The sequence below is a fragment of the Ramlibacter sp. genome, from assembly GCF_029866045.1.
GTDB lineage: Bacteria > Pseudomonadota > Gammaproteobacteria > Burkholderiales > Burkholderiaceae_C > Ramlibacter.
Map to the genome: position 1 here is coordinate 1 of NZ_JARXAB010000072.1, position 19,061 is coordinate 19,061.

20 protein-coding genes are annotated in these 19,061 nt (G+C 67.1%); 14 read left to right on the plus strand and 6 right to left on the minus strand.

The window, feature by feature from the left end:
- From ribD to tolA, 10 genes are all read left to right on the plus strand, one after another.
- Positions 1-745, plus strand: a 745-nt coding sequence (gene ribD / locus QE494_RS08220) for a bifunctional diaminohydroxyphosphoribosylaminopyrimidine deaminase/5-amino-6-(5-phosphoribosylamino)uracil reductase RibD (RefSeq protein ID WP_300042441.1), incomplete at its 5' end; no start/stop codon positions are given.
- Between the two features lie 102 nt (positions 746-847).
- Positions 848-1,486 (plus strand): riboflavin synthase, encoded by a 639-nt coding sequence (locus QE494_RS08225; protein ID WP_300042442.1) that lies wholly within the window; start codon positions 848-850, stop codon positions 1,484-1,486.
- 11 nt (positions 1,487-1,497) lie between these two features.
- Positions 1,498-2,646, plus strand: a complete 1,149-nt coding sequence (gene ribBA / locus QE494_RS08230) for a bifunctional 3,4-dihydroxy-2-butanone-4-phosphate synthase/GTP cyclohydrolase II (RefSeq protein WP_300042443.1) — start codon at positions 1,498-1,500, stop codon at positions 2,644-2,646.
- A 58-nt stretch (positions 2,647-2,704) separates the two neighbouring features.
- Positions 2,705-3,172, plus strand: coding sequence for a 6,7-dimethyl-8-ribityllumazine synthase (ribH, locus tag QE494_RS08235; protein WP_300042445.1), 468 nt, complete (start codon positions 2,705-2,707; stop codon positions 3,170-3,172).
- A complete protein-coding gene (gene nusB, locus QE494_RS08240) occupies positions 3,169-3,711 on the plus strand; it encodes a transcription antitermination factor NusB (protein ID WP_300042446.1) in 543 nt (180 codons plus the stop codon). The genes ribH and nusB overlap by 4 nt, the downstream gene beginning before the upstream one ends.
- 60 nt (positions 3,712-3,771) lie before the next feature.
- On the plus strand, positions 3,772-5,028 hold the full coding sequence (locus QE494_RS08245; RefSeq protein WP_300042447.1) for a pyridoxal phosphate-dependent aminotransferase: 1,257 nt from the start codon (positions 3,772-3,774) through the stop codon (positions 5,026-5,028).
- Entirely contained in the window at positions 5,025-5,423 is a 399-nt protein-coding gene (gene ybgC / locus QE494_RS08250) for a tol-pal system-associated acyl-CoA thioesterase (protein ID WP_300042449.1), read from the plus strand. Before QE494_RS08245 ends, ybgC begins: the two co-directional genes overlap by 4 nt.
- 4 nt (positions 5,424-5,427) lie before the next feature.
- Positions 5,428-6,132 (plus strand): protein TolQ, encoded by a 705-nt coding sequence (gene tolQ / locus QE494_RS08255; protein WP_300042451.1) that lies wholly within the window; start codon positions 5,428-5,430, stop codon positions 6,130-6,132.
- A 4-nt stretch (positions 6,133-6,136) separates the two neighbouring features.
- Positions 6,137-6,598: an ExbD/TolR family protein gene (locus QE494_RS08260; protein WP_300042452.1), complete on the plus strand. Its 462-nt coding sequence runs from the start codon at positions 6,137-6,139 to the stop codon at positions 6,596-6,598.
- A 134-nt stretch (positions 6,599-6,732) separates the two neighbouring features.
- A complete protein-coding gene (gene tolA / locus QE494_RS08265) occupies positions 6,733-7,770 on the plus strand; it encodes a cell envelope integrity protein TolA (protein WP_300042453.1) in 1,038 nt (345 codons plus the stop codon).
- Positions 7,771-7,794: 24 nt separating this feature from the next.
- On the opposite strand, the gene infA is transcribed toward tolA, so the two are convergent.
- From infA to dnaE, 3 genes are all read right to left on the minus strand, one after another.
- Entirely contained in the window at positions 7,795-8,061 is a 267-nt protein-coding gene (gene infA, locus QE494_RS08270) for a translation initiation factor IF-1 (RefSeq protein WP_300042454.1), read from the minus strand.
- Between the two features lie 27 nt (positions 8,062-8,088).
- Positions 8,089-8,319, minus strand: a complete 231-nt coding sequence (locus QE494_RS08275; RefSeq protein ID WP_300042455.1) for a hypothetical protein — start codon at positions 8,317-8,319, stop codon at positions 8,089-8,091.
- A gap of 300 nt (positions 8,320-8,619) precedes the next feature.
- Positions 8,620-12,120: a DNA polymerase III subunit alpha gene (gene dnaE, locus QE494_RS08280; RefSeq protein ID WP_300042456.1), complete on the minus strand. Its 3,501-nt coding sequence runs from the start codon at positions 12,118-12,120 to the stop codon at positions 8,620-8,622.
- A 63-nt stretch (positions 12,121-12,183) separates the two neighbouring features.
- Between dnaE and QE494_RS08285 the strand changes: the two genes are divergently transcribed.
- Positions 12,184-12,990, plus strand: coding sequence for a sulfurtransferase (locus QE494_RS08285; protein WP_300042457.1), 807 nt, complete (start codon positions 12,184-12,186; stop codon positions 12,988-12,990).
- A gap of 28 nt (positions 12,991-13,018) precedes the next feature.
- Here QE494_RS08285 and QE494_RS08290 read toward each other — a convergent pair whose 3' ends face one another.
- A complete protein-coding gene (locus tag QE494_RS08290; RefSeq protein ID WP_300042458.1) occupies positions 13,019-13,573 on the minus strand; it encodes a flavodoxin family protein in 555 nt (184 codons plus the stop codon).
- Positions 13,574-13,631: 58 nt separating this feature from the next.
- Entirely contained in the window at positions 13,632-14,333 is a 702-nt protein-coding gene (locus QE494_RS08295) for a pirin family protein (protein ID WP_300042459.1), read from the minus strand.
- Positions 14,334-14,513: 180 nt separating this feature from the next.
- On the opposite strand from QE494_RS08295, the gene QE494_RS08300 reads away from it, so the two are divergent.
- The 3 genes from QE494_RS08300 to gluQRS all read left to right on the plus strand — a co-directional run bounded on the left by QE494_RS08300 (position 14,514) and on the right by gluQRS (position 17,572).
- Positions 14,514-15,458, plus strand: coding sequence for a LysR family transcriptional regulator (locus QE494_RS08300; RefSeq protein WP_300042460.1), 945 nt, complete (start codon positions 14,514-14,516; stop codon positions 15,456-15,458).
- Positions 15,459-15,487: 29 nt separating this feature from the next.
- Positions 15,488-16,561, plus strand: coding sequence for an NAD(P)/FAD-dependent oxidoreductase (locus QE494_RS08305; RefSeq protein WP_300042461.1), 1,074 nt, complete (start codon positions 15,488-15,490; stop codon positions 16,559-16,561).
- A gap of 108 nt (positions 16,562-16,669) precedes the next feature.
- Positions 16,670-17,572, plus strand: a complete 903-nt coding sequence (gene gluQRS, locus QE494_RS08310; RefSeq protein WP_300042462.1) for a tRNA glutamyl-Q(34) synthetase GluQRS — start codon at positions 16,670-16,672, stop codon at positions 17,570-17,572.
- Positions 17,573-17,597: 25 nt separating this feature from the next.
- Here the strand turns inward: gluQRS and QE494_RS08315 are convergent, their stop codons facing one another.
- Positions 17,598-18,950 carry a hypothetical protein gene (locus tag QE494_RS08315; RefSeq protein WP_300042463.1) on the minus strand — a complete coding sequence of 451 codons (1,353 nt, stop codon included), beginning with the start codon at positions 18,948-18,950 and terminating at the stop codon, positions 17,598-17,600.
- Positions 18,951-19,061: the final 111 nt, after the last annotated feature.

The following is a 19,061-nucleotide window of genomic DNA, read 5'->3' on the forward strand; positions in this document are numbered from 1 at the left end:
GCTGGCCGCCGCGGGCATTGCGGTGGAGGTCGGCCTTGGGGCCGAGGCCTCGCGCGAACTCAACATCGGCTTCTTCCAGCGCATGACGAAGGGCCTGCCCTGGGTACGCCTCAAGATCGCGGCCTCTCTGGACGGCACCACAGCCCTGGCCAACGGCGCAAGCCAATGGATCACCGGCGAGGCCGCCCGCGCCGATGGCCACGCCTGGCGGGCCCGTGCCTGCGCCATCCTCACCGGCTCTGGCACGGTGCGAGACGACGACCCGCGCCTGGATGTTCGCGGCATCGACACGCCCCGCCAGCCCACGTTGGTGGTGGCCGACAGCCGCCTGGTGCTTTCACCCGGTGCCGGTCTGTTCGAGCCCCAGCGCCCGGTCTGGGTCTACACCGCGGTGACCGACGCAGCCCGCCATGCGGACCTGGCCGCACGCGGCGCCAGCATCACCGCCCTGGCTGATGCGCAGGGCAAGGTCGACCTTGAAGCCATGCTGCGCGACCTGGCGCGGCGCGAGGTGAACGAGTTGCACGTCGAAGCCGGTCACCGCCTGCACGGTGCACTCCTGCGGGCAGGGCTGGCTGATGAGCTGCTGGTCTACCTGGCACCCCGGCTGCTCGGCCCGGGGCGCGGCATGGCCGCGCTCGGCCACCTGCAGGCGCTGGCCGAGGGCACAGACCTGGTGTTCGGCCCAGTGACACCCGTGGGCGCAGACTTGCGCCTGCTGGCAAGGGTCCGCCGGCCGGCCTGAGAGCTGCGCCGGAGCCGGTTCGTCGCTCGATCTGTCCCTACCGGGACCGCTTTCAATGCCCGTAGCGGAGGCCGGGCCCCGAATCCCTGCGAAAATACGCGAATGTTTACCGGAATCATTACCGGCGTGGGGCGCATCGCCGCCGTCCACGACCTCGGAAGTTCTTCGCAGCATGGCAAGCGCCTCACCCTGGAGGCTCCGGCCGGCTACCTGGGGGACGTGGGCTTGGGAGACAGCATCGCCATCAACGGCGCTTGCATGACAGTCACCTCCCTGGACCTGCCCGCCTCCTGCTTCACCATCGACATTTCAGCCGAGTCCCTCGCACGCACCGCCGGCCTGGCCGCTGCGGGTCCACCGGTCAATCTGGAGAAGGCCCTGCGCGCGCATGACCGCCTGGGAGGCCACATCGTCTCCGGCCATGTGGACGGGATCGGCCATGTCGCCAGCTTTGAATCGGTGGGCGAAAGCCGCGAACTGCGCATCCTCGCGCCGGCTGGTCTGGCCAAGTACCTGGCCTACAAGGGCTCCATCACCGTCAACGGGGTGAGCCTGACCGTCAACACCGTCACCGACAGCGCCGAGGGCTGCGAGGTGTCGATCAACCTCATTCCGCACACGGTCGAAAACACCGCCCTGCGCGTGCTCAGCGCCGGAAGCCCGGTCAACCTCGAGATCGACCTGATCGCACGCTATGTCGAGCGCATGCTGGCCGGCACCTCGGCGGCCAACGCTGCCTGAAAAAGAAAAACATGAACGCACCCCTTTCCCAGCTCACACCGCCGCAGCCGGTGGCGATCTCGCCGGTCGAGGACATCGTTGCCGACCTGCGGGCCGGGCGCATGGTCATTCTGGTCGACGAAGAAGACCGCGAGAACGAGGGCGACCTCGTCATCGCTGCCGACCATGTCAATGCCGACGCGATCAACTTCATGGCCAAGTATGGCCGCGGCCTGATCTGCCTGACCCTCACCCGCCCCCTGTGCGAGCGCCTGCAACTGCCGCCCATGGCGACTCGCAACGGCACCAAGATGGGCACCGCCTTCACGGTCTCCATCGAGGCGGCCGAGGGCGTGACCACCGGCATCTCCGCCGCCGACCGTGCCCGCACGGTGCAGGCCGCCGTCGCCCCGGGCGCAAAGGCCGACGACCTGGTGCAGCCCGGCCACATCTTCCCGCTACAGGCGGTCGACGGGGGCGTTCTCATGCGCGCCGGCCATACCGAGGCCGGCTGCGACCTGGCCGCCATGGCAGGCCTGACTCCCGCCTCGGTCATCTGCGAGATCATGAAGGACGACGGCACCATGGCCCGCCTGCCGGACCTGCAGCTGTTCGCTGCCGAGCACGGCCTCAAGATCGGCACCATCGTCGACCTGATCGAATACCGCAGCCGCCACGACAGTCTGGTGGAAAAGGTGGGTGAGCGTCCGCTGCACACCACCTGGGGCGAGTTCACCGCCATCGCCTTCCGCGACAAACCCAGCCAGGGCCTGCACTTGGCCCTGGTGCGTGGCAGTTGGCAACCGCAGGACACCGTGCCGGTACGGGTGCACGAGCCGCTGTCGGTGCTGGACGCACTGGAAACCGGCCGCTCCATGCACTCCTGGGCGCTGGACCAGGCGCTGGCCCATATCGCCCGCGAGGGCAAGGGCGTCGCGGTACTGCTCAACGCCGGTGAGTCGTCGCAGCAACTGCTCGAGCAGTTCGAGGGCCGGGCCCGGGCGTCACAGGCACCCGAGCGTGGACGCATGGACCTGCGAACCTACGGTGTCGGCGCCCAAATCCTGCGCGCCTGCGGCGTCCAGCGGATGACGGTGATGGGCTCACCGCGCCCCATGCCCAGCATGGCCGGGTGGGGCCTCGAGGTGGCCAGCTACCTGCCGCCCGCAAAGGCGGCTTGAGCAAGACGCCAGGCGACCCAGCCCCCACCCACCCGACACCGACTCAAGGAACATCGACATGCAAGGCGCAGACAAGGGCCAGACCGCTCACGAGGGGGGCCAAGGCCTGCGTATCGCCATCGTGCAGGCACGCTTCAACCAGGGCATTACCGACACGCTGGCACAGTCGTGCAAGGAAGAACTCGTTCGCCTGGGTGTGGCCAAGGCCGATATCGACCACCACTTCGTGCCCGGCGCGCTCGAAATCCCGCTGGCGCTCAAGGCACTGGCTGCGCGCGGCAGCCATGACGCGCTCGTCGCCTTGGGCTGCGTAATTCGCGGCGAGACTTATCACTTCGAACTGGTGGCCAACGAGTCTGCCGCCGGTGTGACCCGGGTCGGGCTGGACCACCAGATCCCGATCGCCAACGTCATCCTCACCACCGACAACCTGGCCCAAGCGCTGGCCAGGCAGGTTGAAAAAGGGGTCGATGCGGCCCAAGTGGTGATCGAAATGGCCCAGCTGCTGCGAGGCCTGAAGCGATGAACGAGACCCCCGACACAGAAGCCGACACCCACGCCGCCGAAGCCCCCGAGGGCACTGGCACAGCAGTCGCCGGCCACAAGAAGTCCGCCAACAAATCAGCCCGCACGCGTGCCCGCGAGTTTGCGCTGCAGGCGCTCTACCAGGTGATGGTGGGGCGCAACGGAGCCGAGGAGGCCGACACCTTCACCCGCGGCTTGGTGGGCTTTCACAAGGCCGACTCGGTGCACTTCGACGCCCTGGTCCACGGCTGCACCCGCGAGGCGGGCGAACTCGACGCCCTGATCACCCCGCGGCTGGACCGGCCCATGGCCGAGATTTCGCCGATCGAGCACGGCATTTTGTGGATCGGCACCTACGAGTTCCGTCACGCACTCGACGTGCCCTGGCGCGTCGTGATCAACGAGTGCGTCGAATTGGCCAAGTCCTTTGGCGGCACTGACGGCCACAAGTACATCAACGCCGTCCTCAACGGGCTGGCGCCCCAGCTGCGTCCCCAGGAAGTTGAAGCCGACCGGGGCGCAGGCAAGGGCCGCGGCTGAGTCCCTGCAACCCCGGTCAAGGCCCAGAGGCCCTGCCCCTGTCCCCAAGGAGCCACTGCCATGCGCATTACCGAACGCGCCCGACGCATAGAGCCCTTCTATGTAATGGAGGTGAGCAAGGCGGCCGCCGCCCTGGCACCCGAGCTGGCCCGGGAGGGCCGGCCGATGGTGTTCCTCAATATCGGTGAACCTGATTTCGGTGCCACGCCCTTGGTGCAAGACGCGGCAGCGCGCGCCATCCGCGAGGGACGCACCCAGTACACCCAGGCAACGGGCCTGCCAGAGCTGCGCGAGCGCATCAGCCGCTGGTACGGCCAGCGCTTCGGCCTGGATGTGCCCGCGCGGCGCATCGTGGTCACCGCAGGCGCCTCGGCCGCCCTGCAGCTGGCCTGCCTGGCCCTGGTGGAAGCGGGCGACGAGGTGCTGATGCCCGACCCCAGCTACCCCTGTAACCAACAGTTCGTGAACGCCGCCGAGGGCCGGGCCGTCCTGCTGCCCACCACCGCCGCGAGCCGCTTCCAGCTTTCGCCCGACCAGGTGCGCGCGCACTGGCGGCCACAGACGCGGGGCGTGTTGCTGGCCTCGCCGTCCAACCCCACCGGCACCTCGATTGCACCGCGGGCCTTGGCCGAGATCCACGCTGAAGTGCGCGAGCGCGGCGGCATCACGCTGCTGGACGAGATCTACCTGGGCCTGTCCCATGACGAAGCCTTCGGCCAGTCGGGCCTGGCCTTGGGCGACGACATGGTCAGCGTCAACAGCTTTTCTAAGTACTTTTGCATGACGGGCTGGCGCCTGGGCTGGCTGGTGCTGCCCGAGCCCCTGGTGCCGGTGATCGAGCGGCTGGCGCAACACCTGTTCATTTGTCCCAGCACCATCGCCCAGCATGCGGCCCTGGCCTGCTTTGAGCCCGAGAGCATTGCCGAGTACGAACGTCGACGTGCCGAGTTCAGGGCGCGACGCGACTGGTTCATCCCGCAGCTGGCGGCAGTCGGCCTGCCAGTCCCGGTCATACCCGACGGCGCGTTTTACGCCTGGGCCGACTGCAGTGCCTGGTGCGAGCGCCTGGGCCTGCCCGCCGCGACCGGCAGTTGGGACCTGGCCTTCGACCTCATGCGCCGCTGCGGTCTGGCGGTGACGCCCGGCCGCGACTTCGGCAGCGTGGACACCGCGCGATTCATCCGCTTTTCCAACGCCAGCAGCATGGGCCAGTTGCAGGAGGCCATTGCCCGCCTGCGCCGGGCGGCGGCGGAACTGGGCTTGCTGGCCAACGGGGCGCCGCAGGGCCTGGCCCCGGAGGCTGGAGGCCCGGCATGAGCTTCGAGTTCCCCGTGCGCGTCTACTGGGAGGACACCGACGCCGGCGGTATCGTGTTCTATGCCAACTACCTGAAGTTCTTCGAGCGTGCACGCACCGAGTGGTTGCGCGCCCTCGGTCTGGCGCAATCGGTGATTCGTGAGCAAACCGGTGGCATGTTCGTGGTGAGCGAGACCCAGGTCCGCTACCTGCGCCCGGCCCGACTCGACGACCAGCTGCGGGTCACCGCCCGCCTCGAGGAAGCCGGTCGCGCCTCGCTGGTGATCGTGCAACAGGCGCTGGACCTCAAGGGTCAAGTCCTGGCGGAGGGGCGCATCCGAATCGGCTGGGTGGACGCCGCCAGTCTGGCCCCGACCCGGATCCCGCCCGAGGTGCTTCAGGCTCTGCAACAATAGGGGCATGAACCAAGACATGTCCATCGTCCGGCTCGTACTGGACGCCAGTTGGGTGGTGCAGGCGGTGATGGCTCTGCTGGCCTGCGTTTCGATCGCCAGTTGGGCGGCCATCTTCCGCAAGATCTTTGCCCTGCGGCGGGTGAAATCGCTCAACGAGGCGTTCGAGCGTGAATTCTGGTCGGGCACCACGCTCAACGATCTGTATGCCTCGGCAGCGCAAAACGCGCGTGCCGCCGGCCCCATGGAGCGCATTTTTGCCTCGGGCATGCGGGAGTTCCAAAAGCTGCGGGAGCGCCGCATTCAGGACGGGGGCGTTTTGCTCGACGGCGCTCGCCGCGCCATGCGGGCCAGCTACCAGCGTGAGATGGACGCGGTGGAAAGCCAACTCTCCCTGCTGGCGACCACCGGCTCGGTCTCCCCCTATGTGGGCCTGTTCGGCACGGTGTGGGGCATCATGCATGCCTTCACCGGCCTGGCCAGCCTGCAGCAGGTCACGCTGGCCTCGGTCGCGCCGGGCATCGCCGAGGCCCTGGTGGCCACTGCGATTGGCCTGTTCGCCGCCATCCCCGCGGTGACCGCTTACAACCGATTCGCGCGCGACATCGACCGGGTGTCTATCCAGCTGGAGACCTTCATCGAAGAGTTCACCAATATTCTTCAGCGCAGCGTGGGCGCGCCCGGAGCCCCCCAATCCACCGCGGGGCGCTGAGGCCATGCCTGCCGTCTCGTCACGCGGGCGCGGTCGCCGCACGATCAACGAGATCAATATGGTGCCCTTCATCGATGTGATGCTGGTGCTCCTGATCATCTTCATGGTCACCGCGCCGCTGATCACCCCCAGCCTGATCGACCTGCCCAGCGTGGGCAAGGCCAACCGCCCGCCAGACGCGAAGCTCGAGGTGGTGATTCACAAGGACGGATCATTGGAACTGCGCGCCGGGCCCCCCAAGGCTGGCCCTGCAAGCACGGCAAGCACCACCAGCACTCAGCGGCTCGCCCTGGCTGACCTGTCCACCCGCGTGCTGCAGGCCCAGAACGGGCAGGCTGCCGGCAGTGTGGCGGTGGTCATCAGCGCCGACCGCAGCGTGAAGTACGAGTCGGTCGTGAAGGTCATGGACACCCTGCAACGCGCTGGTGTGCAACGGGTGGGCCTGTCGGTCCAACTGGCGCAGTGAGGGGTTAGATACTCTCGCAGCGAGCACGCGCCACCTGGATACCCCTTCCACCCTCTACCGTACCCTTCCAGTAACCATCCCACGGCCAAGCCTGCACTCAAGCCTGCACTCAAGCCCAAGAGGACCCACACCCCATGTCCCTGCTGGCCACCGCTGACCGTCTGGAGTTCACACCTCCACCCGAGCCGCGTCCGGTGGCGGCCATGGGCCTGGCCCTGCTGGCCCACCTGCTGCTGTGCCTGGCGCTGGCATGGGGCATCACCTGGAAGCGTGACAACCAAGAGGTCACCGCCGAAGCCGAGCTCTGGTCGGCCACCGTCCAGCTGGCCGCGCCGGCCCCTGTGGAAACGCCTCCCCCACCCACCCCGCCTGCGCCGAAACCGGCACCGGTTCCGCCACCCCAGCCGCCACGCACCCCCAAGCCGGTTCCCGCGGCCGCGCCGCCGGCACCTCAGGTCAAGGATGCGACCATCGCGCTTGAGCGCAAAAAGGAACAGCGGCGCGTGCAGGAGGAGAAAGCGCGCGAGGCGCTAGAGCTGAAGAAAAAAGAGAAAGCGCTGCGCGACGCTGCGGCGCGCGAGGCAGCCGATAAGAAGGCAGCGGAAATCAAAGCAGCGGAGATCAGAGCCGCAGAGATCAAGGCCGCTGAACTCAGAGCCGCAGAGATCAAGGCGGCAGAGGTCAAAGCGGCAGAAATCAAGCAAGCGGAGCAAAGGGCAGCGGAGAAACTGGCTGCCGAAAAAGCCGCGGAAGCGGCCGAGCAGGCAAGGCGCACCCGGGAGGCCGAAGAGGGCCGGCGCGCGGACCAGATGCGTGAAGAAAATCTCAAGCGCATCCAGGGCATGGCCAGCGCCACCGGCCGACCCACTGCCACCGGCAACGCGGCCAGGGCGGCAGGCCCGAGCGACAGCTACGGCGGGCGGATCCGGGAGCGGGTCAGACCCAACATCGTCTTCACCGACGATATGCCAGGCAACCCAGTCACCGAGGTCGAAGTGGTGATGTCACCCGACGGCACCATCGTTAGCCGGAAGATCACCCGCGCGAGCGGCGTCAGGAGCTGGGACGAGGCGGTGCTGCGCGCGCTTGACCGCACTGGCGTGCTACCGCGCGACGTTGACGGCCGGGTGCACAGCCCGCTGCTGATGGAATTCAAGCCCAAGGGCCCCTGAGGCCCCAAAAGAGCAGCCAGTCGATCAGCGGAAAGTGCGCCGAGGCGGCGGCTTGTAGCCTGGCGCGCGCGGCTCGAGATGGCGGAAAGTGATCCGCCCCTTGTTGAGGTCGTAGGGCGAGAGTTCGAGCGACACCTTGTCCCCCGCCAGAATGCGGATGCGGTTCTTCTTGAGCTTGCCACCGCCATAGGCGATGAGACCGTGGCCGTTTTCCAGCTTGACGCGGTAGCGACCGTCGGGGAGGACCTCCTCCACCAAGCCGTTCATTTCGATCAGTTCTTCCTTGGCCATGAGGCTCCTTGGGTCAATGTGGGGGTATCAGGCCGAGGCAGCGGCCACCTGGGCTTGCCCTTGGCGAATCGCGTAATCAATGGCGCTGCGGTGGCTGTGGAAGCGGCGGGTGAAGCGAAACACCTTGTCGAGGGTGGCAGCCCCTTGTCCGCGGCGAATTGAAACCGAGGGGGCAAAGTCGCCCGTGTCAGTGACGCGGGCACTGGGAGTCACGCGGAACTTGCCGATGGAAAACGACAGTTCTTGGGAAAAAGACATACAACTGGCCCCGGGGTTGTCACCGGGGCATCCGTGAGAAAAAACCTGCGCGCTGCGGGATCTGGTTGTGGCCTGTCGGCCGCCGGTACGGCGCGGCGATGGGGGATCCCCTGCCGAAGGCAGAGGGGTCGAGAAAAAGAGGGACTCGCCGTCAGGGCAGTGTGACGACCGGGCGCGGCACACAAGGCGGCGGGGCGGTCTGAAGGGGCCCACAGGGGGCGCGATTCCTGTCAAACAGGACGTTGACGCTGGAGAGTAATGCGCGAACGTGAGGGGAGTGTAACCGGTTTAACCTAGATCTCAGGCCTCGTAGACGATCTGGGCCTGCCCTCCTTCGGCCTGAGCCATCCAGCTGGCCAGAGCCGCGTCGCTGGGGAAAAAGCGCGCAGCCTCGCCCAGCTGAAGCTCAGCGGTCGCCGCATCCCGCAGCAAGGCCAGCCGGACCGGCAAGCCCCGCACCAGTTCCCCCGCCTCGCTCTCCTGGCGCTGCGGCGGGAAGTCGCGCAACAGACGCCCAATGTCCGGCGCCTTGCCATTGACCGCCACACGCAGGTACTTGCCAAAACGGCAACGGGCTGAGGCCAGGTCCCAGACCTGCTGGACGGACAAGCGCAGCCCGCCGGAAAAGCGGTCGTTCTGGCATTTGGCCATGACGATGACCAGTTCGTCGTCCTTGATCAGATGCCTGTTTGCGTTGATCAGGGCCTCGTCGGCGGTGGCCTCGATCATGGCGGACTTGTCGTCAAGCTTGAAGATCGCGAGCTTGCCCCGCTGCGCGTTGATCACACGCAGGTCGCCGACGATGCCTGCCAGCAGCACCGTCTCGCGGGAGTCCTTGAGCTCGTCGATGGAGCGCTTGCAAAAGCGACGCACCTCGGTAGCCACCTCGTCGAACAGGTGGCCCGAAAGGTAAAAGCCCACCGCTGTTTTTTCTTGCGTCAGACGCTCCTTCACCCCCCAGGGCAGCAGGTCGACCAGCGGCGGTTCCTCGTCGCTGGCGCCGTGGCCGCCATCCATGTCGAACAGGCCGCCTTGGTTGGCATTGGCCTCAGCGGCGTTGGCGAAGTCGAAGGCGCGGTCAATCGAGGCCACCAGAGCCGCGCGATTGAGGTGCAGAGCGTCGAAAGCCCCAGCTTTGATCAGGGCGTCGACCGTGCGCTTGTTGATACGGGTGCGGTCTACCCGCCTGCAAAAGTCGAACAGACTGGTGAAGGGACCGCTCACCGAGCCATTAGGGCCTTCCGCCTTGCCATCGCGGGCACGTACGATGGCCTCGATGGCCTGCTGGCCGGTGCCCCTGACTGCGCCCAGCCCGTAGCGGATGACCTTGTCCGACACCGGTTCGAAACGGTAGGTACCGCGGTTCACGTCTGGCGGCTCGAAGGAGAGGCCAAAATTTTTCACCGCGTCTTCAAACAAGACCTTGAGCTTGTCGGTGTCGTCCATCTCCACCGTCATGTTGGCGCAGAAGAACTCGGCGGTGTAGTGGACCTTGAGCCAACCAGTGTGATACGCGAGCAGCGAGTAAGCAGCGGCGTGCGACTTGTTGAAGCCGTAGCCCGCGAACCTCTCCATCAGGTCGAAGATTTCGTCGGACTTGGTCTGATCGATGCCGTTCCTGGCCGCACCCGTACGGAAAATCTCCCGGTGCTCGGCCATCTCCTCGGCCTTCTTTTTGCCCATGGCCCGGCGTAGCAGGTCTGCGCCACCCAGCGAGTAACCACCCAGGATCTGGGCGGTCTGCATCACCTGCTCCTGGTAGACCATGATGCCGTAGGTCTCGGACAGCAGCTCGGCCACCAGAGGGTGCGGATACTCGACCTTCTCGCGCCCGTGCTTGCGGGCCACGAAGCTGGGAATCAAATCCATCGGGCCGGGGCGGTACAGCGCGTTGAGGGCGATCAGGTCCTCGAGCCGGGTGGGCTTGGCGTCGCGCAGCATGCCTTGCATGCCGCGGCTTTCAAACTGGAACACCGCCTCGGTACGACCGTCGGCAAAGAGCTTGTAGGTGGCGGCGTCTTCGAGCGGCACGTTCTCGAAAGCGAAATGCTCCTGGCCCTTGTGGCGTTGGATGATCAGTTCGCGGGCAATTTCCAAAATGGTGAGCGTGGCCAAGCCCAGAAAGTCGAACTTCACCAGGCCCGCTGACTCGACGTCGTCCTTGTCGTACTGGCTCACCGCCGAGTCGCTGCCGGGCTGCTGGTAGAGAGGGGTGAAGTCAGTGAGCTTGCCTGGCGCTATCAGCACGCCGCCGGCATGCATGCCCACGTTGCGGGTCAGACCCTCGAGCTTTTGCGCCAGACCAATGAGCGTCTTGACCTCTTCCTCGCGCTCGAGACGCTCGGCCAAAATAGGTTCCTGCTCGATCGCGCCGGCGATGGTGATGTGCTGACCGGGCTTCTGGGGGACCAGCTTGCTGATGCCATCGCAGAAGGTATAGGACATGTCCAGCACCCGGCCCACATCGCGGATCGCAGCCTTGGCAGCCATGGTGCCAAAGGTGGCGATCTGGCTCACCGCCTCGCGTCCGTACTTGTCCTTGACGTACTCGATCACCCGGTCGCGGTTGCTCTGGCAGAAGTCGATGTCGAAGTCAGGCATAGACACCCGCTCTGGGTTCAGGAACCGCTCGAACAGCAGGTTGTAGCGAAGCGGGTCGAGATCGGTGATCTTGAGGGAGTAGGCCACCAGCGATCCCGCGCCCGAGCCCCGGCCCGGGCCCACCGGGCAGCCATTGCTCTTGGCCCAGTTGATGAAGTCGCCCACGATCAGGAAGTAACCGGGGAACCCCATTTTGACGATGGTGCCGATTTCGAACTCCAGCCGCTCGAGATAGCGCGGCGTCTGCTTCTCGCGTTCGGCCGCCTGGGGATAGAGCTGAACCAGCCGGTCCTTGAGCCCCTCGTGCGAAGCAAAGCGGAAGTACTCCTCGATGGGCATCCTGCGCCCATCAACTTCTGGCGTCGGGAAATTGGGCAGGCGCGGCTTACCCAGCTCCAGCGAGAGGCTGCAGCGACGGGCGATCTGCGCGGTGTTGGAAACCGCGGAGGGCAGGTCGGCGAACAGCGCCTCCATTTGCGCGGCACTCTTGAAGTACTGCTCGCGGGTGAACTTGCGCACCCGTCTCGGGTTACCCAGGATCTCGCCCTCGGCAATGCATACCCGCGCCTCATGTGCCTCGTAGTCGTCTGCGGTGAGAAACTGCACCGGGTGGGTTGCAACCACCGGGAGCGAAAGGCCAGCCGCCAGCTGCACTGCGCCTGCCACGTGCACCTCGTCGTCGGGCCGGCCTGCGCGCTGCAGCTCCAAGTAGAAGCGATGCGGGAAGGTAGAGGCCAGCATCAGGGCGGCCTCGCGGGCGCGGCTGGCATCGCCCTGCACCAAGGCCTGCCCCACCGGGCCGGCCTGAGCGCCGGACAGGCACAGGAGCCCGCCGGAAAGCTCACGCAGCCAGTCGAGGGTGCACACGCCTTGGGCCCGCACCACGTTGCGGGTCCAGCCGCGGGTGAGGAGTTCACACAGGTTCAAATAGCCGTCGCGGTTTTGCACCAGCAACAGCACGCGCGAGAGGTGAGTGGCATCAGCGCCCAGGCCCTGCAACCAAACCTCCGCGCCGATCACTGGTTTGACGCCCTTGCCACGGGCGGCCTTATAGAACTTGATGGCGCCGAACAGGTTGTTCAGGTCGGTGATCGCCAGCGCAGGCTGTCCGTCAGTGGCGGCGGCCTCCACGGTGTTGTCGATGCGGCAGGAGCCGTCGACCACTGAAAATTCGGAGTGCAGGCGCAGATGAACAAACATGAAGCCATTGTAGGAAAGCGCGGCAGGGGTTCGGTCACTCGCCCCACCTAAAATCAGCGTCCCGTGCCCGAGATCCTCAACGTTTCCGCCTACAAATTCGTCGCCTTGGTCGACTGCGCGCCGCTGCGTGAGCGCCTGCTCGCCGACGCGAGCGCGTCAGGCCTCAAGGGCACCATTCTTTTGGCCGAGGAAGGCATCAACCTGTTTCTCGCTGGCCCCGCCCCCGACCTACGCGAATTTTTGGCGCGGCTCCAGGCAGACCCCCGGCTTGGCGACCTGCCGATCAAGGAAAGCTGGTCGGAGGCCCAACCCTTCCGGCGGATGCAGGTGAAGGTCAAGCGGGAAATCATCCGCATGAATCATCCGACGATCCGCCCCTCGGAGGGTCGTGCGCCGGCGGTCGACGCCCTCACCCTGCGCCGCTGGCTGGACCAGGGTCATGACGACGAGGGCCGGCCCGTAGTGACGCTCGACACCCGCAATGCCTTCGAGGCGGACCACGGCAGCTTTGAGCATGCGATCGACTGGCGCATCACCAAGTTCAGCGAGTTTCCTCAGGCGGCGCAGGCGCACCGGACTGAGCTCGAGGGCAAAACGGTGGTGAGCTTTTGCACCGGCGGCATCCGCTGTGAGAAGGCAGCGATCTACCTGCGGGAAGTGGGCGTCGAGCGCGTGCTACAACTCGAGGGCGGCATCTTGCGCTATTTCGAGGAAGCCGGCGGCACGCACTACCGAGGAGGCTGTTTCGTTTTTGACGAGCGGGAAGCCCTGGATCCGGACCTGTCGCCAATGGCAGTGGCCGATCGATCACCGGCACCGACGACGGCGGTCGATCCACCGCCGGCACCGGCACCGGCAACGGCGCCTTGAAGCCCGGCGGCGCCGGGCGCCTGCACAATTACCGCGCCCACTTGGCGGCGACTTGCGCCACCCGCCGGCCCAGGACACGCGAGGTCTCGAGGTCGCCCGGCAGCATCTCGGCGACGCTGGCGTCCGAAGGGGTGGTGGCGGCCGCGCCCTGGAAGACACCGATCCAGTTCAGGTCGTTGCGGGTCGCTGCCTTGGAGTTGGACGCCACTTCGCCCAGGCCCACCCACAGGCCGCCGTGCTGCATGGCCAGGGTGTAGAAGTAGTCCAGCGTCTTGCCCTTGTCGCCATTGGTCGAGGCACTGTTGGTGAAGCCGGCAAAGATCTTGTCCTTCCAGTTGCGGCTGTACCAGGGCTTGGAGGACGCATCGGCGAACTTCTTGAACTGCCAGCTGGCGGCACCCATGTAGGTGGGCGAGCCGAAGACGATGGCGTCCGCCGCGTCGAGCTGGGCCCAGGCAGCCTCGGGGATATTGCCGTCGGCGTCGATGGCGATCAGTTGGCCGCCTGCGGCCTCGGCGATGACTTGCGCCTGGCGCTGGGTGTGGCCGTAGCCAGAGTGATAAACGATTGCGATGGAAGCCATTTCAGAGTCCTTTTGGGGGTGATGGATGGGTGAGAAAACGGGGCAGCGGTTGGCCGAGTCAAGGCGCGAGGTCAAACACCAGCACCTCGGCGTCTCGCCCGGCCTCCAGGCGAACCTCGGTCTCGCCCTCGAGCTTGGCCGCATCGCCACCGGACAGGGCCTGGCCGTTGACGGACAAGCTGCCGCGCACCAGGTGCACATAGGCCTTGCGGCCGGGTGCCAGCGCCAGGGTGGCGGCTTCTGCGCCATCGAAGAGACCGGCGAACAAGCGTGCATTCGCGCTGATGTGCACTGCGCCCTGCTCGCCGCCAGGGGCGGCCACCAGGCGCAGCCGGCCACGCTTTTCTTCGGTGGCGAAGGTCTTCTGTTCGTAGCCCGGCGCGATGCCGCGGGTGTGCGGCTCGATCCAGATCTGCAGGAAATGGGATTCTTCGTTAGCGGCGTGGTTGAACTCGCTGTGCATCACGCCCGTGCCCGCGCTCATGCGCTGCACATCGCCGGGCGGAATGGCCTCGACGTTGCCCATGTTGTCCTTGTGCGCGAGCCGGCCAGAGAGCACATAGCTGATGATTTCCATGTCACGGTGACCATGGGTGCCGAAGCCAGTGCCCGGGGCAATGCGATCCTCGTTGATCACACGCAGCGGGCCGAAACCCATGTGCTTCGGGTCGTAGTAGTCGGCAAAGGAGAAGCTGTGGAACGAGTCCAGCCAGCCATGCTGGGCGTGGCCGCGGTCTTCGGACTTGCGCAGGGTGATCATGAAGACTCCTTCAATCGGTTTGCACAGTTGCCAGGCGTTTAGGCCTGAAGGCATGCACTCAATTGTGCGGTCCGGCCCTTGATCGTTGGGCGATGGCGTTTGATGGCATCATTCAAATATTCTGAACGCAAAGTCCTTTGTCGGCAGTACGCCCAGCCCGCTTGCCCAGTCCGCTCGCCTATGCCCAGCCCCCGCGACGTCCTCACCCCCGATGCCCTGTCCCTGCTGCAGACCGTCTCGCGCCTGGGCAGCTTCGCCGCCGCCGCGCGGACGCTGGGCCTGGTGCCCAGTGCGGTCACCTACCGGGTGCGCCAGGTCGAGGAGGCGCTTGACGTACTGCTCTTTGACCGAAGTTCGCGCCAGGCTCGGCTCACCCCGGCGGGCACCGAGCTGCTGCGCGAAGGCGAGCGTCTGCTCGAAGAAATGGACGCAGTGGCCAACCGGGTCCGGCGGGTCGCCACCGGTTGGGAGTCACAACTGACGGTCGCGGTGGACACGGCGATCGCACACCAGCCACTGATGGACTTGGCGCAAGACTTCTTCCAGGTCGCACCGCAGACCCGCCTGCGCCTGCGCGAGGAGGCGCTCTCGGGCACCCTGGAGACGCTCACCAGCGGACAGGCCGATCTGGCCTTGGGCGTGGCCCAAGAGCAGGGCACGCACGCCGGACTTCAGTTCCGTCCCATGGGGGAGCTGGGCTTCGTGTTCGCGGTGGCACCCCACCACCCCTTGGCGCGGGCGAAAGAGCCGCTGTCCGATGAGGTGCTGCTGCGGCACCGCGCAGTGGCGGTGGCCGACTCGGTCAGCCGGGGCGGTGGCATCACGGTGGGCCTCCTGGCCGGCCAGGACGTCTTTACCGTGCCGACGATGCAGGCCAAGCTGGAGGCGCAGCTGCGCGGCCTGGGCGCGGGTTTTCTGCCCGAGCCCCTGGCACGCCCGCATCTGGCTGCCGGGCGGCTGGTGGCACGCGAGGTGGTGCGACCGCAGCGCGTGGTGCAGCCGGCCTACGCCTGGCGGCAAACCACCGATCCGGGACGGGCCTTGCAATGGTGGCTAGAGCGGCTTGAGCGCCCGGCCACGCGCAAGGCGCTGCTGCAAGGACATGCCGGACCGCGGCCAGCCTGATGCCACAATGGCCGCAACACGGAGCGACCATGGCAAACAAGAAAACGACTTCCCCCTCCTCCTCCACCGCTCGCGTCGCCGTCATCGGCGCCGGCATTGCAGGCCTGGCCTGTGCGCGCACACTGGCCCAGGCCGGCTGCGAGGTCACCGTTTTCGAAAAGAGCCGCGGCTTCGGTGGGCGCATGGCATGCCGGCAGACACCGTTTGGCACCCACGACCATGGCGCGCAGTACTTCACCGTGCGCGACAAGCGTTTTGATGCAGCGCTGGGCACCACGCCCGGCCTGTGCACCCCCTGGAGCGCCAATGGCGTGCGGGTGCTCGATCCGCTCGGCCGAGTGGTCGAGGCGGCGCCGTCGCCGACCGAGTCCCGTTGGGTACCCGCACCCGGCATGAACGCGCTGGCAGCCGCCTGGGCCCAACCGCTGGAGATGAGTGGCCGGGTTCATCGCCAGGCGAAGGTGCTGCGGATTGAGCGCGACGCGCTGGACGCCCGGTGCTGGCAGCTGCAGGTCGAGCAGACGGAGGGCGCGGCCGACGAGGCGGCCGTCCACGCCGGCTTTGACCGGGTGATGCTGGCCATTCCCGCACCCCAGGTGACTGACCTGCTGCGCGCCAGCGGCATTGCCCCAAAGCTGCAGCAGGCAGTGGCCAAAGTGCGGATGGCCCCCTGCTGGACGCTGATGCTGGCCTTCCCGCAAGCGGGCAGCACCGCCCTGGGCCCCAGCTGGAACGCGGCGTCCAGCAGCCACCACCGCATTGCCTGGCTGGCGCGCGAGTCGTCCAAGCCCGGGCGTGGCCCGGTCGAGCGCTGGACAGTGCAAGCCAGCGCCGATTGGTCGCAAGAGCACCTGCAGGACGACCCGCAACGGGTCAGCGCCAAATTACTCAAGGGCTTCGCCGAGATCACCGGCATCCGCGCCGAGCCGGGCGCGACCCAGGTGCAACGCTGGCTCTACGCCAAGACGTTGACCCCGCTGGGCAAGAGCCACCTGTGGGACAAGTCCCTGGGCCTGGGCCTGGCCGGCGATTGGTGCCTGGGCCAACGGGTCGAGGACGGCTTTGTTTCCGGGCTGGAGCTGGCGCTGGACAGCCTGCGCTAAAGGAGCCTGGGCGCGTCGACTGCGGCGGGAGCGCGGTGCAGTGCAACGAATCGGATTGCAAACGGACAGTCCCCTGCAGCGACCCTCGCCGCGCGGACCCAGATCACGATGACCACCGCCTACACCGGTCGCTTCGCGCCCTCGCCCACCGGCCCGCTGCACGCGGGTTCGCTGGTGGCGGCCCTGGCCAGCTGGCTGGACGCGCGCGCCCACGGCGGGCGCTGGCTGGTGCGCATCGAGGATGTGGACGGACCGCGCTGCGTGCCGGGTGCTGACCAAATCATCCTCGGGCAACTCGCCGACTGCGGCCTGCTGCCGGATGAACCGCCTCAGTGGCAATCGCGGCGTGTAGCGCCCTACCAGTCTGCCCTCGACAGGCTCCTCGCATCCGGGCACGCCTATCCCTGCAGCTGCTCGCGCAAGGACATCGAGCAGGCAATCACTGCCTCCGGAGCAAAGCGCCCCCGGCATGGCGAGCGGGTCTACCCCGGCACCTGCCGCCACGGGCTCTCCGGCACCGCGGCGCGGGCCTGGCGCTTCCTTGCGGAGGGCAGCAACACCGTCCACTGGGTGGATCGGTGCCTGGGTCCCCAGCAACAAGACGTGGCGCGTGAGGTCGGCGACTTCGTGCTGCGCCGCGCCGACGCGCAGTGGGCCTACCAGCTGGCGGTGGTGGTCGACGACGCCGACCAAGGCGTCACCGACATCGTGCGCGGCGAGGACCTCGCTGACAACACCGCGCGCCAAATCTTGCTGCAGCGGGCGCTGGGCCTGCCCACCCCGAACTACCTGCACACCCCTTTGGTGCTGGCTGGGGACGGACAAAAGCTCTCCAAACAAAACGGCGCCCAGGCCCTGAACACCCGCCATCCGCTGGCCTGCCTGCAGGCGGCAGGACAGGTCCTTGGCCTGCCCGCTGCACAACTGACGGCGCAGGACCTGCGAGGCTGGCTGTCGCAGGCCGTGGAGGCCTGGCGCGGGCAGACCCAGGCCATGAGGCCTGGTGCTTGACCCTGGCGAGGCAGCCGTCTGGGGTTCAGAACCAGGTGCCTTCCCGTTCAGAACTTTCCGCCCCCGCCGTGCTCCGCACTTCGAAGTCGGACTCGCGCAATTCGCTGATCGCGATCGCGAGTGAGGAGCTGGAGGGGGAAGCGGATGAGCGCCGACCGGGCGAGAGCGTTGGGGAGGCGATAGACGCCGAAGTCTCCTGGACCCTCTGCGCCTGCGGCACTGCCTGGGGGCCTGGCGATGGGCGCCAGTGCCGCAACGCCAAGTCCACCAGATTGAGCGCGCCATTGGCCAGGCCCGAGACACCGAGCGCGGCGCCGAAGTCGGGCACGGTCACCAGCGCATTGGCGGTCAGGTTCAGAAGCGGCGTGTAGCCAAAGGCGCGGCCGCGAGCGGCCTCGTCCAAGCCGAGCCAGCGGGCCAAACGATCGAGTTGCCGCTGGCTGCGTTGCAGGCAGGACAGCGTGCGCGCGTCCACTACCGGCGCGAGGGCTTCGCAAGCGGCGGCTCCAGGCTCGTTCACAGGGCGTGCCAGGCGCGCGCCGGCCCAGGCCTGGCCCGCAGCCTCGCCCAGGGCGCCCGTGGTCACCCGTCCGAATTCAACTGCAGCGACTGCGGTGGCAACGGCCAGCCCCGCCTGCAGGTAATCCAGGGGTGCGCTTTCCCACGGCCTGAATTCGAGCGGCCGTTCCAGACCGTAGGCCTGCTGGAGCACGGGCACCTGCCCCATGACCTGCCAGATCAGGGGCGCGTGCGCCAACACCTGGCCGATCAACAAGCCGCGCACGCCAGCGCTTTGCACCTGCGCCTCCTGGGCCGACCCCGGTTCGAGGGGCTGTCCATCAACCAGCAGCCGGGTCGGCAGGGCCAGCGCCGGCACCAAGCGACTGGCGAGCGCCTCGGACAAGAACATCGACAAGACCTGACCGCCCGCATTCGCCAGCATGTGATCGCCTAGGCTCGAGGTCTCGGGGTTGCCCAGCGACGTCCAGGCATTTCCCAGCATTCCGGCAATGAAAGCCAGCGTGCCCAGTGCCGAGAGGGCCCGTGCGCTTCGCGTCGACAAGGGGGGCCCGTCCACCATCTGCCGAACGCCTTCAGCGACAACTCCGGCACCGGCCCAGGCCGGCACTGCGCCAGCACCCACCAAGGCCAGGCTGAGGGGCCGATGGGACGCGTGCGGCATGGCGCGTGCCAGGGCCATGTAGCCCGCCTTGCCGGCAAGACCGGTGCCGACCGAGACGCTGACCGCGCTCGCCAGGCGCGCACCGGCCTGGAGCGCGAGTGCCGCTGACGATGCAATCGAAGGGGAGGCTACGGGCGATGCGTCACGCGCCGGGTGCGGTGCGTAAGGGCGTGTGGGGGTGATTGACGACAGCATGCTTCCTCCTGTTTGACAGTGTGAGAAAGCTCGCAGACGCAACGCGCGTGCCTGAACACGGACCAGCCGATACCGCCGACAGCCTCGCGGCCCGATCCGTCAGCCCTGCTC

Coding starts and splice junctions, on each gene's coding strand:
- QE494_RS08315 (WP_300042463.1), bottom strand. CDS start 18,950: ATGCTGTCGTCAATCACCCCCACACGCCCTTACGCACCGCACCCGGCG.
- QE494_RS08225 (WP_300042442.1), top strand. CDS start 848: ATGTTTACCGGAATCATTACCGGCGTGGGGCGCATCGCCGCCGTCCAC.
- QE494_RS08245 (WP_300042447.1), top strand. CDS start 3,772: ATGCGCATTACCGAACGCGCCCGACGCATAGAGCCCTTCTATGTAATG.
- tolQ (WP_300042451.1), top strand. CDS start 5,428: ATGAACCAAGACATGTCCATCGTCCGGCTCGTACTGGACGCCAGTTGG.
- QE494_RS08300 (WP_300042460.1), top strand. CDS start 14,514: ATGCCCAGCCCCCGCGACGTCCTCACCCCCGATGCCCTGTCCCTGCTG.
- ribBA (WP_300042443.1), top strand. CDS start 1,498: ATGAACGCACCCCTTTCCCAGCTCACACCGCCGCAGCCGGTGGCGATC.
- ribH (WP_300042445.1), top strand. CDS start 2,705: ATGCAAGGCGCAGACAAGGGCCAGACCGCTCACGAGGGGGGCCAAGGC.
- QE494_RS08260 (WP_300042452.1), top strand. CDS start 6,137: ATGCCTGCCGTCTCGTCACGCGGGCGCGGTCGCCGCACGATCAACGAG.
- QE494_RS08305 (WP_300042461.1), top strand. CDS start 15,488: ATGGCAAACAAGAAAACGACTTCCCCCTCCTCCTCCACCGCTCGCGTC.
- infA (WP_300042454.1), bottom strand. CDS start 8,061: ATGGCCAAGGAAGAACTGATCGAAATGAACGGCTTGGTGGAGGAGGTC.
- QE494_RS08295 (WP_300042459.1), bottom strand. CDS start 14,333: ATGATCACCCTGCGCAAGTCCGAAGACCGCGGCCACGCCCAGCATGGC.
- QE494_RS08290 (WP_300042458.1), bottom strand. CDS start 13,573: ATGGCTTCCATCGCAATCGTTTATCACTCTGGCTACGGCCACACCCAG.
- nusB (WP_300042446.1), top strand. CDS start 3,169: ATGAACGAGACCCCCGACACAGAAGCCGACACCCACGCCGCCGAAGCC.
- ybgC (WP_300042449.1), top strand. CDS start 5,025: ATGAGCTTCGAGTTCCCCGTGCGCGTCTACTGGGAGGACACCGACGCC.
- QE494_RS08275 (WP_300042455.1), bottom strand. CDS start 8,319: ATGTCTTTTTCCCAAGAACTGTCGTTTTCCATCGGCAAGTTCCGCGTG.
- tolA (WP_300042453.1), top strand. CDS start 6,733: ATGTCCCTGCTGGCCACCGCTGACCGTCTGGAGTTCACACCTCCACCC.
- gluQRS (WP_300042462.1), top strand. CDS start 16,670: ATGACCACCGCCTACACCGGTCGCTTCGCGCCCTCGCCCACCGGCCCG.
- dnaE (WP_300042456.1), bottom strand. CDS start 12,120: ATGTTTGTTCATCTGCGCCTGCACTCCGAATTTTCAGTGGTCGACGGC.